Raw genomic sequence first — 16,133 nt, 5'->3', positions numbered from 1 at the left:
TTCTCCTCCTTTTATTGATTTCGGATTAATTTCAGGATTTTCGATTCGGCTGGCGCCAGCTCGACCACAAGCGTGCCTTCCGATTGACTCGCCGTTCCTTCCCACACATCCAGAACCGTGTAAGAAGCGTGCGCCTCGAGGCCGCAGCGTTCCAAGGAAACCGTCTTCTGTACGAACTCGGCCCCGTCAAAGTTAAATACGGCAATATACGTCGTTCCCGCTTCTCTTGGATGGGTCAGCACAAACGTATCCGCAGCCTGTTTTCCCAGTTTCCCCTCTACGGGCACAAAGGTTCTACCCAATCGGGCAATCTCGGTGATTGCCTCATTTCCAAGCCAATTCTTGGCGCGCCATGCCGCTTCCTCATGCCGGAAGTCATCGCCCAGAAGCAGCACCGTTCCCGAGATCACGGACGCGGTCAGACGGCTTCGCCCTTCTTGGCGGGTCGTCGAATCCTGGTTGAAGCTTTTATAGATCACGGCATGGTCCGGATCGTTAAAACGGTACAGCGTATCGTTCATCCACCACCCGTGCGTCAGCGAGTTCAGCAAATATTCCGTATCCTTGATCGTTCCGAACACATCGCAGGAAATTCTGCGGCTGTGCGCATAGGAATAAGGAAACAGCGGGGCAATCGACAGGTTGATGAAGAACGGTCTGCCGATCCGCTCCGGGGAGAGTTTATCCGTTAGATACGACAAGCCGTAATTGTATGCAGCGATCCCTGTCGTAATATTCGGGTCGTAATGCTTGCCTTCCAGAGCCCCGTGAGCCATGAAGTCCAGCTTGATATACTCAAATCCCTCGGAGATGAATTTATCCATGAACCAATCGATTCGCGCCAGGTTCCCGGGATGCGTAGGATCAATTGCAAGTCCGCCGTCAACATCCGGCAAAATCTCGCCATCCTGGTCGCGAAGCAGGATATCGCCATAGGTGTACTTCCCATCGGTGCCCTCCACGGGGTTCCCGAACCCAGCCGGACTTCCCCAAAACGCAAACGGCGTCCAGTATGTACCGGGTTTGTGCCCGTTTTCGCTGACCCTTTTCAAGGCATTCTCCATCTCGGCAGGCGTCAGGCGATCCCAGAACGCATCGAAATTCATGTACAAGGTATCCTCGTTATGAAAGCCCTGCGGCTGAACCTCCCGCTTCAGAAAATCGCTCGTCGCCACATAGAGATCGTAATCCAGCGTGCTCATGGCGGCCGACCAGCTGTTCCAGCCGATCGGGACGCCGCCTTCCCAGCTCAGAGCAGGCGCTATCTTCGCATTCTCTTCCCCATACGCTTCGAGTCCTGTCCGGTAATCGTCGTAATCCCCTACCATTACCAGGGGAGATTCGACGCGCGTTCCTCTTACGTACCATGCGGCTGGGAATCTCGGGTCATGGTGTCGGCCGCGCCAGCGTACAGTTCCAGTTCATCCAGCTTGCCTGCGGTTTCCCCTTTGACGCGAATGCCGGTCTTCCACACGTCATGACTGATCGATCCCAGAATCAATCCATGGCGGCTATCCGGCTGGAACAAGGCCGTCACTTCGTAGCTTTCCGTCTCCAGCGGGGCCGTCTCCGTCAGGTAGCGCACCCATTTGTCATTGTCATACGGCACGCGCAGCACATGCAGCGCTTCTCCCGGAACCGTCTCGCTCCCGCTCGATACGCTATCGGTTTTCACCACCGCGATGCGGTTTACCTTCAATTCCTCTTGACCGACTATGACGACCCGTGTGATGAAAGATGAAGCCCCCTCATAGACGTAAAAATGCTGTTCCAGGCCTGGGAGCAGATCGGATTCATGCTTCATCACGGCATGGATTCCGGTTCCGAACGGATCTTGGATCTTCTCCGGCTGCCCCATCATATAGTGGCGGTCATAATGTCCCGTATGGTATTCCCGGCCCTGCCATCGAAAGCCGCTTCGTACTTCTTGCAGAGCGAATCCCCTGCTGCCTGCGTAGGCGTAACCGCCTTTTTCCAAATCCACCTCAATGGCCACAAGACCATTCGCCAAGCGAATGTGAGTTTCGGCATTCACCCCCACGTTCACCGCCGTATCGCTGCTTCCTAACATCTGTGGATTGCCTCCTTCTGCGTGCATCTGTGCTGCATTCAGGACGCTATCGCATCAAGCGCCTTTTACAGCTTGCTATCATTATAGAAGCGCGGGTAAAGCGCTTACTATACAACGATCTTCCGATCCATATCGGGATATAACGCATCTGGAGCGACCCATTTGTTAAAATGCAATATGGGGTTTCCTGCCATGAAATCAGCCGTTAAAAAAAGGCTGCAAAGGCTCTCCTTCCTGTATGTACTCGAGAGTTACGATTGTTCAGCCCTTCCCGAAAAAAAAATTCTCGGTAGTATGCTTCTGCTGACTTCTCACAGCGAGCTTTACTCCGTCTTTCGGATTTTTTTCTTACTTGGCGTTTGTGAGATCTCCCCGGGTAAGAGCGATAACCTTCCCCTCACCCATCTGCCACATTTACAGGATTGGATTCGGGTAGTATTGGACTTTGCTTTGTTATGCAAGCTCGTCCGTCCCATCTTGCCTTGTATGTGATTTCTGTCCGTCAGACCGAGGGTTTGCCGCCGGCTTCCTTCAGATTCCGTCCCGCGGCGGACATCCTTGCCCTTGGCTAACCGTTCATACTGCCAAGCCTGTAGCGGACTTTCACCGCCAAGTTATCGCCCATGCCGGGCGCACATACAGAAAGGCTGCACGGAAATGTACCCGTGCAGCCTTTTCTGCCTCATTCTGGACGCGACATATGGTTATTCAGTCATTCACTCACTTTGAACAAGCAGCTTGCCCAGATTCTCCCCGGTAAACAGACCCAGGAACGCATCGATCGTGTTTTCAAAGGTTACAAAATATCAACCCATATCTTAATGGCGGTCGCCAGGATCAGGACGGCAAGTATGATTTGAAGCACCTTCGTGTTGATCTTTTTGCCTGCGGAAGCACCAAGCGGAGAAGCGATCAGGCTGGCAACGACCATAATCAGCGCGGGAAGGTAATTCACCTGCCCGGTCGTCACCTTGCCGACGGTGGATCCGATCGAGGAGATAAATGTTATTGCAAGTGAGGATGCAATGGTCATCCGAGTCGGAATTTTAAGCACGACCAGCATGATCGGCACCAGCAGGAACGCCCCGGCCGCACCGACAATGCCGGCACCGATGCCGACGATAAGAGCGAGCGCTGCGGCAAGCCACTTGTTAAATTTGACCTGATCCAGCGGAATGTCGTCCACGCCTTTTTTGGGAATGAACATCATGACGGCTGCGCTCAGGGCCAAAATACCGTATATCATGTTGATGCCGCTCTCACTCATCATTTTGGAGCCGAATCCGCCCAGGAAGCTGCCGGTCAGTATGGCCGCACCCATGCAGAGAATGAGCGTTTTGTTCAGGTATCCGCCTTTGCGGTAGGCCCAAACGCCGCCGATCGTGGCGAACAGTACCTGAACGGCGCTGATGCCGGACACTTCGTGCGCGGTAAATGCCGCAAGCCCGAACAGCGGAGGAACGTACAGCAGCATCGGATATTTGATAATGGAACCGCCGATGCCTACCATGCCGGAAATATAGGAGCCGATGAAGCCGATCAGAAATATGGTGATGATATATGGCAAACTCATTTCCATCACGATACCTCCTTATTTGATTTAGAATGTCATTTACAAAATGAAAACTGATGCTCTCTTATTTTCTTTAGAAAAGGGAACCGGACCCGGTTCCCTTTTCGTCAGCCTTTTTTAATCCAGAATTTCAGGACGCCCCCTTCTTCTTCCTCTCCGACAAGCTCATGCACGCCCGCCTGAACCCAGGCCGCGATGTCCTTTTTGGACCCTTCGTCTGTCGTATGAACCTCCAACACCTCGCCGGGCTTCAGCTCATCCATCGCTTTTTTCGTTCTGACGATCGGCATCGGGCATGACCAGCCCTTAGCGTCCAATACTTTCGTTGCTTTCATTACAGCAAAATCCTCCTTTAGTTACAGCATCGGCTGTTAATCCTGAAATGTGCTAACCGCAAGATATGAGTTAACGGACTGCGCAGCGGTTCGGTCCGATTTCCATTTCACGCTGCTGTTCTTCGTCCGGCGTGATTTTGCCCATATTGGCTTGACGGATTTCTTGGTATGCGTTCGGCTGCGGCGGCAGATTTTTGGTAACCAGGTTTCTGAACTCGTCCTCGTCGGCAATGTTCAAGCCATGGTTGGTTGCATACAGCTCGCCCAGCCTTTTGGAAACCGTACCGTCTTCATTCAATTCGTCCATGATCATAAAGTGCGCCGGCAGAACGATCAGTTCGTCGGACAGCTCCTTATAGCGGGAATAAAGGGTTTTCCGCAAATCCCCGACCCAATCCTCGGCAAGCCCGGCAAGGTCCGGACGGCCGATGGAGTCGATGAACAAGATATCGCCTGTCAGAAGATAACGGTCATCGATCACAAACGACGTGGATCCGATCGTATGGCCCGGAGAATAAAGCGCCTCAATGCTGATTTTGGTACTGCCGATCATCACTTCGTTTCCGTCCTCCAGCGGCTCATAATCGAATACAACCTCGCCGGCGTCTTTTGGCGGAAGCCAGTATTTCGCGTTTGTCTTTTCGGCAATGATCCGTCCGCCGGAGATATGGTCCGCATGCAGGTGGGTATCAAAGACGTGTTTGATCTCCGCGTTTATGCTTTTTGCGAAATCGAGATAGACGTCAGTCATGCGGGTAGCATCAAACAACGCCGCCTCCCCGTTCGAAATCGCCATATAAGACAGGCAGCCCTTTCCGATCCGAACGAACTGGTACAGCTCGCCGCCGTCTTTCATGTCCCCGGCCTTCAAAGGCACCAGATGCTCGCTCCAGGCCTTCATGCCGCCTTTCAGGTAAGCCACGTCGCGTCCGTGCTCAGCCAGCATTTCAGCCACCATGACGGAAGATCCTTCTTTCGCGCACACAACCAGGACTTCGCGGTCCTCCGGAATCTTGTCCAGGATATCCTCCACGCCGTCAATCAGCTCGAAGTACGGAACGTTCAAATGCTCGATGCCGGCACCTTCGATTTTCCAGTCTTCGAAATCGGCCGTATTCCGCACATCCAAAATGAACAGTTTTTCTTTGCGAATGGCTTTTTCTGCCGCTTCCTTCGGGTGCATTTCTCTTACTGCCATGTTGTTATACCTCCTTCTCAAAATATTCGTTTATTTATTCGATGCCTGTCGTCCGTCCCGTCCAGCCGCTCATACCGGGTACCACGTTGACCACTTTGGAAAAACCTCCGACCTCCAGTACTCGACCCGCTTCAAGGTCCTTCATCGCCTTTTTGGTGCGCACGATCGGCATGGAACATGCGAGTCCTTCCGCGTCCAATTTCACGTTGGATTCAATCGTTGCCATTAAGGCTGAAACCTCCCGTTTCCCCCCTCCCGAATAACCCATAGGGGTATATTTTCGTTTAAAAAAAGGCGCATCAAACACACCTTTCGACATCTTCTCGCTTGCTCCCTTACTCCGTCTTGCCTTCCCAAGCCAGCATTCCACCGACCATGTTGATGACATTATAGCCTTGATACTTCAGGTATTCGGCTGCACGGGCGCTTCTCCCGCCGGACCGGCATACCATGATATATTCCTTCGATTTATCCAGATCCTGCTTGCGGAATTCGATCAATCCAAGCGGAATGTTCACGGCGCCGGGAATTTTTCCCTCCGCAACCTCTTCTATCTCCCGCACGTCGATAATGTTCAAGCTTTTTCCTTCATTTAGCTGGTTCTCTACTTCTTTAGGCGTTATTTCCTTCAAATTAAACACTCCCCTGTTTGGTTTTAAGACCAGGCGCTCATGCCGCCTTTGACGTTGGTGACCTTGGCAAACCCGGATTTCTTTAACATTTTGCTTGCTTTCCCGCTTCTCATCCCGCTTTGGCAGATGACCACCACTTCCCTCTCCTTCGACAGCTCACCGGTTTTCAGGGCAAGCTGCTGCAGAGGAATGTTGCGAAAGCCCTGGATGCGGTTTGCTTTGAATTCGCCCGGCGTACGGACATCAATGAATTGTTTGTTACTGTCCCCGAGCTCGTTTTTCAGCTCCGCTGTTGTAATTTGCCGCACGCCTTTGGCCGGAAGCAGGCGGGAGACCGAAAACAGGACGATCAGCGCTATAATGATGATGCTCAGCGTATCCATTATGAATCCTCTCCCTTAAGGGGTTTCCCCCTGATTAGATGAACAAGTTTACATTACCGTCCTGGGCGTCCGCCAGGTAAGCCGCTACACCCGCATATTCGACGTTATCCATCAGCTCCTCCTTCTGCAAGCCGAGCAGATCCATTGTCATGGTACAAGCCACCAGCTTGATCCCCTGCTCTTTGGCCATTTCGATGAGCTGCGGAAGCGGAACGGCATTATGCTTCTTGATCACGTCTTTAATCATTTTGGGGCCCATGCCGGCAAAATTCATCTTGGACAGGCCCATTTTATTCGCTCCCCGAGGCATCATTTTGCCAAACATTTTTTTCCATGAAGCCTTTCCTTTTGGGCACGATCACATTCTCATCCTTCCGAAGCGCATTCAGTCCCCAGAAGGTATGAAAGATCGTAACCTCATGGTCATACGCCGCGGCGCCATTCGCAATGATGTACGCCGCCATGGCCTTGTCATAATCGCCGCTAAAAAGCACGATGGTCGTTTTTTTTATGAGCTGTCACGTTATGGATTCCCCCTATTGATTGGTTATTCCTTCCCTCTAATTACCCCTTGGGGTATATCGAATTTTAAAAAAATTTAGCCTTTCTTAATCCAAAGTTTGAGTATATCCTCTTCCTCTTGGTGCCCAAGCAATTCGTGACCGCTAGATTTAGCCCATGCGGAAAGATCGTTTTTCGCACCTTGATCCGTAGTATGAATCTCGAGCACCTGCCCGGTTTCCAATTCGTTCATCGCCTTCTTCGTTTTCATGATCGGCATGGGACATGCAAGTCCTTTGGCATCCAGGATTTTATCTGCGTTCATCATGAATTCCTCCTTATCCGTATATAGGTTTGAAATTACCCCCATGGGTATAATATTGGATGCAGAAAGGGGTGTCAACCCTTCTGTTATTATCTGCTTTTTACCAGCAGGTTGACCGCCTCAAGGACAAGCTCTTCCGTGTTTTGCCCATTCTCTTCCGCTTGGCGGACGCATTTCACGAGATTTGAGCTGACGACGACGCCGATGGTCCGGTCGATCGCGGTCCTAGCGGCGGAAAGTTGGGTGATGACATCCTTGCAGTCCTTGTTTTCTTCCATCATTTTGAGAATGCCGCGCAGCTGCCCTTCGATGCGCTTCACCCGGTTTTTCATCTGATCGTTGTAGTCCACTATGTTTCCCTCCCGTCAACATTGATTATATAGGACAAGCCGGCTTTTGGAACTCTTATTAAACCTATTACACGCCTTATTTTATACCCCTAAGGGTATGAGGTCAAGTTTCGGAATATATCTTTCTAAGAGCGGACCTTTGAAATCCCTCTTTCGTAGAATGACCGTACGAATTATAGTATGGCCGAATTCCGGCATCTCTTCCCCATGCCCAAGAAAGAGATCATCTTTGACGCTCGTCAGATGATCTTTTTTCGTTCGGATATTTGTCACTTTCTTTTTCCGTCCAATATGTTATTATACCCCCATAGGTATGTTATATTGATCCAAATCAACCAGAGGAGGAACCCATAATGACCAAGAAAATCGTTATTGTCGGCGGCGTGGCCGGAGGCGCCTCAGCGGCGGCGCGGCTGCGGAGATTGGACGAGAGTTCGACGATCGTGCTGGTGGAACGCGGTGAATATATTTCTTTTGCCAACTGCGGGCTGCCCTATTATATAGGTGAGACCATCCAGGAACGCGGAAAGCTGATGGTGCAGACCGTCGAGGGGATGAGCAAACGATTCAACCTCGATATCCGCAATCTCAGCGAGGCCGTCTCCATTCAGCGCGAGGACAAAACCTTGTCGATCCGTAATTTGGTTACAGGGGAAACGTATGAGGAAAGTTATGACTACCTCATTCTCTCCCCCGGGGCCAAGCCGATCGTGCCGAATATTCCCGGTCTGTCCGAAGCACGTGACGTGTTCACCCTGCGCAACATCCCGGATACGGACCGGATCAAGACGTTTGTCGACGAACAAAATCCTGCGAAGGCCGTTGTGGTGGGCGGCGGATTTATCGGGCTTGAGATGGCCGAAAACCTGGCGGACCGCGGCGTTAAGGTGACCATTATTGAAATGGCCAACCAGGTGATGGCGCCCCTTGATTACGAAATGGCCTCTGTCGTCCATACCCATCTGAGGGAAAAGGGAGTAACCCTCATTCTCGAAGATGGCGTCAAAGCGCTGCATGATCAGGGCAAAAGCATCGAGCTGTCCAGCGGTAAAAAAGTAGCGGCGGACATGATCATCCTGTCCATCGGGGTGCGCCCGGAAAACGGGCTGGCTGTCGGTGCCGGGCTGGAGGTTGGAGATCGCGGCGGCATCAAGGTCAATGAATTCATGCAGACGAGCGATAAAAGCATTTACGCCATCGGCGACGCGGTGGAAGTGACCGATTACATCCACCAAAGCGCCAGCATGATCCCGCTGGCCGGTCCGGCAAATCGCCAAGGCCGCATGGTAGCGGATCACATTTACGGCAAGAACATATCCTACAAAGGCACGCTCGGCACATCCATCGCCAAGGTCTTCGACCTGACGGTTGCCGCGACCGGAAGCAATGAAAAACGGCTTAAGCAGCTGAACATCCCATACCGGGCTGTTCACATTCACCCCGGTTCGCATGCCGGTTACTACCCCGGGGCGTATCCGATTTCCCTGAAGCTGCTGTTTCACCCGGAAACGGGACAAATCTACGGCGCTCAGGCGGTCGGCAAAGACGGGGTCGACAAACGGATTGACGTCATTGCCACGGCGATTAAAGGAAACCTTGACGTATTTGATCTGACCGAGGTGGAACTCTCCTATGCTCCACCATACTCTTCCGCCAAAGATCCGGTCAACTATGCAGGTTATGTCGCTTCCAACATCATGGAGGGCAAGGTCGAGACCGTTCAGTGGCATGAGATCGACGAGCTGGTGAAGAGGGGCGCAACCCTGATCGACGTCCGCGAGCCGGGAGAACGAAAGGCCGGTTATATCGAAGGCTCCGTCAACATTCCGCTGAACGACCTGCGCAGCCGGCTGAAGGAACTGCCTAAGAACGAAACCGTCTACGTTACCTGCCAAGTCGGACTCCGAGGATACCTGGCATCCCGGATCTTGGCCGAGAACGGCTTTGCCTCGAAAAACCTCGACGGCGGCTGGAAGACTTACTCCTCCGTGTTCCGGCAGTAAAATAAACCGAAAACGCGGGTTGTCATCGCCAGAAGGCACTTGTCTCCCGCAATAAGCCGTGGTATATTTACAAATATCAGGGCCCCGGACAACATCCTCGGCTTGCTGATGCAAGAAATCGATAATTTAAAGGCAATGTTATCTTTTAAAAGGTACAACCTCGGCTAATACTTAGTCAGGGTGTACCTTTTTTATTTTATCTCTAAGGAGGACTAATCCATGTTTCTTGAAGCCATTTACCACCGTCCCCGCAAAAACTGGTCCTACGCCTACGACGGCCGCACCGTCCATATCCGAATCCGCACGAAAAAGGACGACATGACCGAGGTCTTCGTCCTTGCGGGCGATAAATACCTCTGGGAGGGGACGATGGAGTACATACCGATGTACAAGCTGTCTTCCGACGAGCTGTTCGATTACTGGGAGTGTGAAGCCCGGCCGCCGTACCGCCGCCTGAAATACGGATTCCTGCTGCAGCAGGGCCGCGAGAAGCGTTGGATGACGGAATACGGCTTCCAGACCGAGCCGCCGGCAAATCCGGACCGTCTGTTCGAGTATCCGTTCATCAACCCGGTCGATGTATTCGAAACCCCGGAATGGGTAAAGGATGCGGTATTCTATCAAATATTCCCGGAACGCTTCGCCAACGGCGATCCAAGCAACGATCCGAAAGGAGCACTTCCTTGGGGAAGCACGGAGCCGACGCCGGCCAACTTTTTCGGAGGCGACCTTCAGGGCGTGATCGATCATCTCGACTACCTAAGCGAGCTCGGCATCAACGCCATCTATTTTACGCCGCTGTTCAAGGCAACAACAAACCACAAATACGACACCGAAGATTACATGATGCTCGACCCGCAGTTCGGTGACAAGGACACGCTGAAAAAGCTGGTGGACCTGTGCCACGAACGCGGCATCCGCGTCCTGCTTGATGCGGTGTTCAACCACTCCGGCCGGACCTTCGCTCCTTTTGTGGACGTACAGAAGAACGGGGAAAATTCCAAGTACAAAGACTGGTTCCATGTCCGCTCCCTTCCCCTGGAAGTCGTGGACGGCATTCCGACTTACGACACCTTTGCGTTTGAGCCCTTGATGCCGAAGCTGAACACCGAGAACCCGGAGGTAAAAGAATATCTCCTGAAAGCCGCGGAATACTGGATTAAGGAAACCGGCATCGACGGCTGGCGCCTGGACGTGGCCAACGAGGTCAGCCATCAATTCTGGCGCGAGTTCCGCCAGGTCGTAAAAAAAAGCCAAGCCGGACGCCTACATCCTCGGCGAGGTTTGGCACGAATCGTCCATCTGGCTTGAAGGCGACCAGTTCGACGCGGTCATGAACTACCCGTTCACCAATGCCGTGCTCGACTTCTTCATCAACCGTACGGTCGATGCCGAACAGTTCTCCTTTATGCTCGGCAAACAGCTGGCCGGCTATCCGCGCCAAGCGAGCGATGTGGCCTTCAACCTGCTGGACAGTCACGATACGGCCCGCCTCCTTACGCAGGCGAAAGGCGACAAGCGCCTGATGAAGCTGGCGGCTCTGTTCCAGTTCACCTATTCCGGAACGCCTTGCATTTACTACGGCGACGAGATCGGCATGGACGGGGGACATGACCCCGGCTGCCGGAAATGCATGGAATGGGACGAGAATAAACAGGATAAAGACCTCTTTACCTTCTACCAGAAGCTGATCCGGCTGCGCAAAGGCCATACCGCTCTGCGCACGGGCTTCTTCCAGCTTTTGACCGCGGAGCATAACGGAGGCAAGCTGGCCTATCTTCGCGAGGACGATCATGAACGCATTATCGTGCTCGTCAACAACGACAAGGTTTCCCAATCGATCACCGTTCCGGCCGAGGAACGGGAGTGGACCCATCTATGGACCGGCGAAACGGTACGGACCAAAAAAGGCGAGCTCAGCGTGAACCTGCCGGCATACGGTTTTGCCATACTAAAGGCGGTTCAGGACTAAGAAGGCCAAACGACCGATCCGGTTAACACCAAGGGGCAGCCCTCGAGTAGATCACTCTACTTAAGGGCTGCCCCTTTCTAATTTTATGGCCGCCAACGGATTCCCCCGCATGCCGGCATTTTCTTTGTATAGCACGATCAACCTGAAGCTATTTATCCTGCTGTTGATTCTCCCATGAAGCCTATACTTCCTTACGCTGAAAATAGATCATTCCCGATACAAAAAACAGGAGGAAGCCCCCAATCACGACCAGCATCAGCGTCTCGAACGGCACGAGAAAGGCGCCGAAGTCATTCTCGGTCGAAGGAGCCATCGCCAAAAGAGGCTGCGTCCATGGATAATACGGCCCGTAGGTTTGCGAATTCGCTATAAGCATATTCGGAATCGTGAATATGACGTTGAGTGCCAGCGGGGCGGCAAAGCTGCTCCACGCGGTGGACACGAACAACTGCAGCGCCGCAAGCGGCAGGCAGGCCGCCCATCCCCCCAGCAGGCTGGTGGCGATCATCTCCCACGGAACAGGCGCCTGAACGCCGTGATGCCAACCTGCTGCGAAGACCGCACCTAGAAATAGCAGCTGAACCGCACCCATCAGTACGGCTACCACGGACAGCTTGGCGCAATATACCGCGCCGCGGCTGACCGGCGTCACAAGCAGTTGCTTCCATCCGCCGCCCAAATGCTCATAACGGCAGACCATCGCCCCGAATACCCCCGTCAATATCGGCAGGAACAACAGCGCATGCATGCTGGCCATCGTCCCGACGAGAACATGCCAAGGCAACTGGCTGCCGGGATTTCCGCTCAATATGCCGATGGCAAGCGCGAGCACGGGGCTTAAAAGCACCTGCAGCCATATTCTGGACCTGGACAGCTTCAGCCATTCGGAGGACATTGCTTTAAAATAAGCTGCCATCTTAATCCACATCCTTTCGGTTGAAATGGATTAAACCGGCAAGCGCGATGACTGCCCCCAAAAGCAAACCCGCTCCGATGATTTTCGTCTGACCAGGGCCCAAATAGGCAAGCAGCGGCCATTTCAACGGCATATAGTCCGGAAACTTAAGGGCAAACAGCGAGACGACGGAAGCCGTTACGCCGATGCTGACAGGGATGCCCTGATTTTTGCTTGTCAGCGACAGCCACAGCTGAAATCCAAGCAGCGGGATCGTCCCCATGAACGGGGCGAAGCCAAGCCGCAGGATGTCTCCGTAAGGCATGTTCTCCTGACCCATGCCAAGGGCCAACCCGAGAACGACCGTTCCGAGGGACAGCAGCAAACAGGATACGCACAAAATCATAAAAACCAGCACAAATTTGGCGCTGAAAACGGCCGATCTTGTAATTGGAAGAGCCAGCAGCTGTTTCCACGAGCTCAGCTGGTGCTCCACGTTCGCCATCAGGGAGCAGACAAGCGTGATTCCTAGATAAATCGCAATCGGCACGAACATCAGGATGTTTTCAAGCAAGCCCCCCCATGGATCGGCCGCGTAGATCTTCATCAGATAGTCATATCGGAGCCCAAAGTTGAGAGCCTGCATGGCAACCAGACCTATCGGGGCAATCACCGCGAGCAGCCAGATGCCTTTGCCGCGGATTTTCAGAAAGTCGGCGGACAATGCGCGGGCCATCATAAGCTGTTCCCCTTCCCGACGATCTCCATGAAGATGTCTTCAAGCGATTTCCGCTTCTCCTCGACGCGGTAGACCATGTGCTCATTCTGCACCAGTCTCTTAACGAGCAGCGCAACCTGGGCGTCCTGCATCGGCTCAAACTCCAGCACTTCATTCCGCAATCTGCCGTCACAGCCAAGATCAAGCGCCAGGTGCAGCGCTGTTTCCGGTTCGGATACGGCAAGGCGGAATCCTCCGGACGATTGGGAGACGAGACGGTCAATCGTGTCCTGAAACACGAGCTGCCCTTCGCGGATAATGCCGACCTTGCCGGCCATCTGCTCCACCTCGCTCAGCAGGTGGCTGGATACCAGCACGGTAATGCCGTGCTGTTTCGGCATATTTTTGATCAGCTCCCGGATTTCGTGAATGCCGGAAGGGTCAAGACCGTTCGTCGGCTCGTCCAGGATCAGCAGCTCGGGATTGCCGAGGAGCGCCGCCGCGATGCCAAGCCGCTGCTTCATGCCCAGCGAATATCCCTTGACCGGGCGCTTGGCCTCTTTGGTCAGGGAAACAATGTCCAGCACTTCGGCGATCCTCGATTTCGGAACCCCGATGATCCGGCGCAGCGCCTCCAAGTTTTCAACGGCCGTCAAATGCCCGTAATAGGACGGATATTCGACCAGAGAGCCCGTCCGGCGCAAAATATTCATTTTCTCCTTCGTCAAATCCTTGCCGAACAAATGGATCGAGCCGCGGGTCGGCTTCACCAAGCCCAGCAGCATCCGGATCGTCGTCGTTTTGCCGGCTCCGTTCGGTCCCAGGAAGCCGTAGATATCCCCTCTTGCAATTTCAAGATTCACATTTTCAACGGCTGCGCGCTTGCGGTACAGTTTATACAGCCCTTTTGTTTGAATGACTAATTCAGACACGATCATCACCTCGGAATCCACTATAGACCCCGAAGGTTAAATCCCGGTCTGCCCGAAGTTTAAAAAATGGTTAAGAGACGGACCCGCGCCGAATGTTATTTCGCGGACAGCGTAATAAACGTCCCTTCCGCCGAAGTATCCACCGAATACCGAATCCCCATTTCCTTTGTCAAAACGTCGACCACGGCCAATCCGATTCCGGCCCCTTTGGCGGACGTTCCCCCTTCCATGCCGGGTCCCTTGTCCGAAATGACAAGCGCAGGGCCATTACCCTGGAACTCACCCCTATGGATGCCGATATACCCGCCGGACTTCGCGTGGCGGACAACATTCTGGAACAGGTTGTCCAGAATCCGCTTGAACCAGAGCTCATCCACCATCCAGACGAGCGGCTCGTCGCCCAAATCGATGTCCGCCTCGATGCCTTCCTTCTCCCACACCGCGTACCAGGCGGCTGCGCTTTCCCTTACCAGCCTGGATACGTCCCTCGGTTCGAGTGCCAGCTGAACACGGCCGCTTGTAAGCAAGCTGTAGGACAACAGATTGTCGATCAACCCGCCCAGATCGCCGATTTTCGATTCCATGAGCGCCAGGGACGCCTTGCCTTTCTCCGTCAACGGCTCATGCTCCAGCGAGAAGATGTGACTGCGGATAACCGTTAGCGGTGTTCTAAGGTCATGCGAAAGACTGGAAATGAGAGATTTGCGAAGTTCTTCTTCTTCTTTCTCGCGTCGCTTTCCATCCTCCAGCTGGGCAACCATATCGTTGTAAGCCGCCTCCAGCTGGCCGATTTCATCCGGCTTTCGAAGGACGACAAGTTCCGGAATGCCGTTCGCCCCAGGTGAGGTCATCGCTTCCCGCAAATGCAGCAGCCGCTTCCGGATCCGGGCGAAGAACAGCCAGGAAACCAGAATGAAGGACAACAGCATGGCGACAAGAAACAAAGTGAAGATCGTGGCTTCGCTTGTGATTTCATCCGGATTGTTCAGGAAGCTCCTTGGAAGCTGGAGCACCATGAACCCCTGCCCCGCGAGCTCCTTGCCCCCGATATAAGCGACCACCGTGAACGGGTCAGAGTCAATTGAATTTTTCATAAACGCCACGGTGCGAAGTGCCGACCATTGCTCAGGCACCTCTAAATTTTCCGGCAGCTTGAGCCGGGTCCGGTTCTCCCCGTCCACCCAAAATATCGACGTTTCGGGGTATTCCCGTTTAAACCGCTGCAGGCGTTCGTTAATCATATCGGGCTTCATTCCGGACAAGGAGGCGGCCTCCTTATGCCACTTGCTTTCAAGCAGTTCGCCGCTGGGATATTTCACGGAGGGGGCCGTTATCCGCAGCTGGTCGTTCACAAACCAGTAAAACCCCGCAGCCAAAGGAAACACAATCGGCATAAATATCATCGCAATCAGAACAATCAGCAAATACCTGGAGGTAAGCGAATTACGGAACCGCACCTTCCCTCCTCTCCATGTTCTCTTTACCCTCATGCCCTCACCCGGTAGCCCAAACCGCGGACGGTTTCGATGATTTCAGGCGACGCGGGATTCTTCTCCAGCTTCTCGCGCAGATAGCGGATGTGCACCATCAGCGTTTTGTCCCCTTCGATGTAGGACTCGCCCCAGACCGCTTCATAGATCTGCTCTTTGGTCATCACCCGGCCCTGATGTCGGAACAAGTACATGAAAATTTGAAACTGCTTGCCGGTCAACACCAATTCTTCCCCCGTTTCGCCGTTGACCACCCGGTTCTCGTCCTCGTAAACCGTCAGATGCTTAAGAACAACCGGCTCGGCGACAACAGCGGCCGACCGCCGCAGCAGCACTTCCACCCTCGCGGCCAGCTCGTCCGGATGAAACGGCTTGGTCAAGTAATCATCCGCAAACTGCAGCCCCTCCAGCTTGTCGTCGATGGACGTCCGGGCGGACAGCATCAAGATGGGGAGTCCGGGATAAGCCCGCTTCAGACGATGCCCGACCGTAAAGCCGTCAAGTCCGGGCAGCATGACGTCCAGAATGGCCAGACTGCAGTCTGCCGCGGCTTCCACCGCTTTTTCCCCGCCCGTCAGCCAGGTCACCCCGTACCCTTTGTCCTTTAAAAATTCGCTTACCCATCCGCCGATTTCGCGGTCATCCTCGATATATAACAGGTCCTTGCCCACGAGCGACCCTTCCCTTCCGCCTTTTTTTATGCTCATCTGTCTTGCATTATACCACGGGGAGAAGAGGAGCCTGTATCCGTCCCG

The 16,133-nt window shown here is 53.6% G+C and carries 15 protein-coding genes and 3 pseudogenes; 2 read left to right on the top strand and 16 right to left on the bottom strand.

Annotated elements, in window-relative coordinates:
- Nucleotides 1-11 precede the first annotated feature (11 nt).
- From XI25_RS35035 to XI25_RS19220, 11 genes and pseudogenes are all read right to left on the bottom strand, one after another.
- On the bottom strand, nt 12-1,328 hold the full coding sequence (locus XI25_RS35035; protein ID WP_235439993.1) for an alpha-galactosidase: 1,317 nt from the start codon (nt 1,326-1,328) through the stop codon (nt 12-14).
- A 29-nt stretch (nt 1,329-1,357) separates the two neighbouring features.
- Nucleotides 1,358-2,071 carry a hypothetical protein gene (locus tag XI25_RS35030; protein WP_235439992.1) on the bottom strand — a complete coding sequence of 238 codons (714 nt, stop codon included), beginning with the start codon at nt 2,069-2,071 and terminating at the stop codon, nt 1,358-1,360.
- 796 nt (nt 2,072-2,867) lie between these two features.
- On the bottom strand, nt 2,868-3,644 hold the full coding sequence (locus XI25_RS19260) for a sulfite exporter TauE/SafE family protein (RefSeq protein ID WP_046679983.1): 777 nt from the start codon (nt 3,642-3,644) through the stop codon (nt 2,868-2,870).
- Between the two features lie 107 nt (nt 3,645-3,751).
- Nucleotides 3,752-3,979 carry a sulfurtransferase TusA family protein gene (locus tag XI25_RS19255; RefSeq protein WP_046679792.1) on the bottom strand — a complete coding sequence of 76 codons (228 nt, stop codon included), beginning with the start codon at nt 3,977-3,979 and terminating at the stop codon, nt 3,752-3,754.
- 70 nt (nt 3,980-4,049) lie between these two features.
- Nucleotides 4,050-5,177 (bottom strand): MBL fold metallo-hydrolase, encoded by a 1,128-nt coding sequence (locus tag XI25_RS19250; protein ID WP_046679791.1) that lies wholly within the window; start codon nt 5,175-5,177, stop codon nt 4,050-4,052.
- A gap of 94 nt (nt 5,178-5,271) precedes the next feature.
- Nucleotides 5,272-5,403: pseudogene (locus XI25_RS32350) on the bottom strand (sulfurtransferase TusA family protein); the annotation flags it as partial.
- Nucleotides 5,404-5,512: 109 nt separating this feature from the next.
- On the bottom strand, nt 5,513-5,809 hold the full coding sequence (locus tag XI25_RS19240; protein WP_046679789.1) for a rhodanese-like domain-containing protein: 297 nt from the start codon (nt 5,807-5,809) through the stop codon (nt 5,513-5,515).
- A 23-nt stretch (nt 5,810-5,832) separates the two neighbouring features.
- The gene (locus XI25_RS19235; RefSeq protein WP_046679788.1) at nt 5,833-6,192 is read right to left on the bottom strand and encodes a rhodanese-like domain-containing protein; all 360 of its coding nucleotides are present in this window, start codon (nt 6,190-6,192) and stop codon (nt 5,833-5,835) included.
- Nucleotides 6,193-6,226: 34 nt separating this feature from the next.
- Nucleotides 6,227-6,656 (bottom strand): annotated as a pseudogene (locus XI25_RS19230) (DsrE/DsrF/DrsH-like family protein).
- Nucleotides 6,657-6,790: 134 nt separating this feature from the next.
- Nucleotides 6,791-7,018 carry a sulfurtransferase TusA family protein gene (locus tag XI25_RS19225; protein WP_046679787.1) on the bottom strand — a complete coding sequence of 76 codons (228 nt, stop codon included), beginning with the start codon at nt 7,016-7,018 and terminating at the stop codon, nt 6,791-6,793.
- Nucleotides 7,019-7,107: 89 nt separating this feature from the next.
- On the bottom strand, nt 7,108-7,368 hold the full coding sequence (locus tag XI25_RS19220) for a metal-sensitive transcriptional regulator (RefSeq protein ID WP_046679786.1): 261 nt from the start codon (nt 7,366-7,368) through the stop codon (nt 7,108-7,110).
- A gap of 353 nt (nt 7,369-7,721) precedes the next feature.
- Here XI25_RS19220 and XI25_RS19210 point away from each other — a divergent pair, with 353 nt between their 5' ends.
- Both XI25_RS19210 and XI25_RS19205 read left to right on the top strand, forming a co-directional pair.
- Complete coding sequence (locus XI25_RS19210; RefSeq protein WP_046679784.1) at nt 7,722-9,371, top strand: CoA-disulfide reductase; 1,650 nt, start codon at nt 7,722-7,724, stop codon at nt 9,369-9,371.
- Between the two features lie 219 nt (nt 9,372-9,590).
- Nucleotides 9,591-11,343 (top strand): annotated as a pseudogene (locus XI25_RS19205) (alpha-glycosidase).
- A 181-nt stretch (nt 11,344-11,524) separates the two neighbouring features.
- Here the strand turns inward: XI25_RS19205 and XI25_RS19200 are convergent.
- The 5 genes from XI25_RS19200 to XI25_RS19180 all read right to left on the bottom strand — a co-directional run bounded on the left by XI25_RS19200 (nt 11,525) and on the right by XI25_RS19180 (nt 16,085).
- On the bottom strand, nt 11,525-12,259 hold the full coding sequence (locus XI25_RS19200) for an ABC transporter permease (protein WP_046679783.1): 735 nt from the start codon (nt 12,257-12,259) through the stop codon (nt 11,525-11,527).
- Between the two features lies 1 nt (nt 12,260).
- Nucleotides 12,261-12,977 carry an ABC transporter permease gene (locus XI25_RS19195; protein ID WP_046679782.1) on the bottom strand — a complete coding sequence of 239 codons (717 nt, stop codon included), beginning with the start codon at nt 12,975-12,977 and terminating at the stop codon, nt 12,261-12,263.
- Entirely contained in the window at nt 12,974-13,894 is a 921-nt protein-coding gene (locus XI25_RS19190) for an ABC transporter ATP-binding protein (protein ID WP_442950420.1), read from the bottom strand. The genes XI25_RS19195 and XI25_RS19190 overlap by 4 nt, the downstream gene beginning before the upstream one ends.
- An 89-nt stretch (nt 13,895-13,983) precedes the next feature.
- A complete protein-coding gene (locus XI25_RS19185; protein ID WP_046679781.1) occupies nt 13,984-15,378 on the bottom strand; it encodes a sensor histidine kinase in 1,395 nt (464 codons plus the stop codon).
- On the bottom strand, nt 15,375-16,085 hold the full coding sequence (locus XI25_RS19180) for a response regulator transcription factor (protein ID WP_046679780.1): 711 nt from the start codon (nt 16,083-16,085) through the stop codon (nt 15,375-15,377). Before XI25_RS19180 ends, XI25_RS19185 begins: the two co-directional genes overlap by 4 nt.
- Nucleotides 16,086-16,133: the final 48 nt, after the last annotated feature.

It is taken from the genome of Paenibacillus sp. DMB20 (genome assembly GCF_000987955.1).
Classification (GTDB): domain Bacteria; phylum Bacillota; class Bacilli; order Paenibacillales; family Paenibacillaceae; genus Paenibacillus_AQ.
The sequence above is the reverse complement of the archived record's forward strand: the minus strand, read 5'-3'. Positions and strand labels throughout refer to the sequence as shown.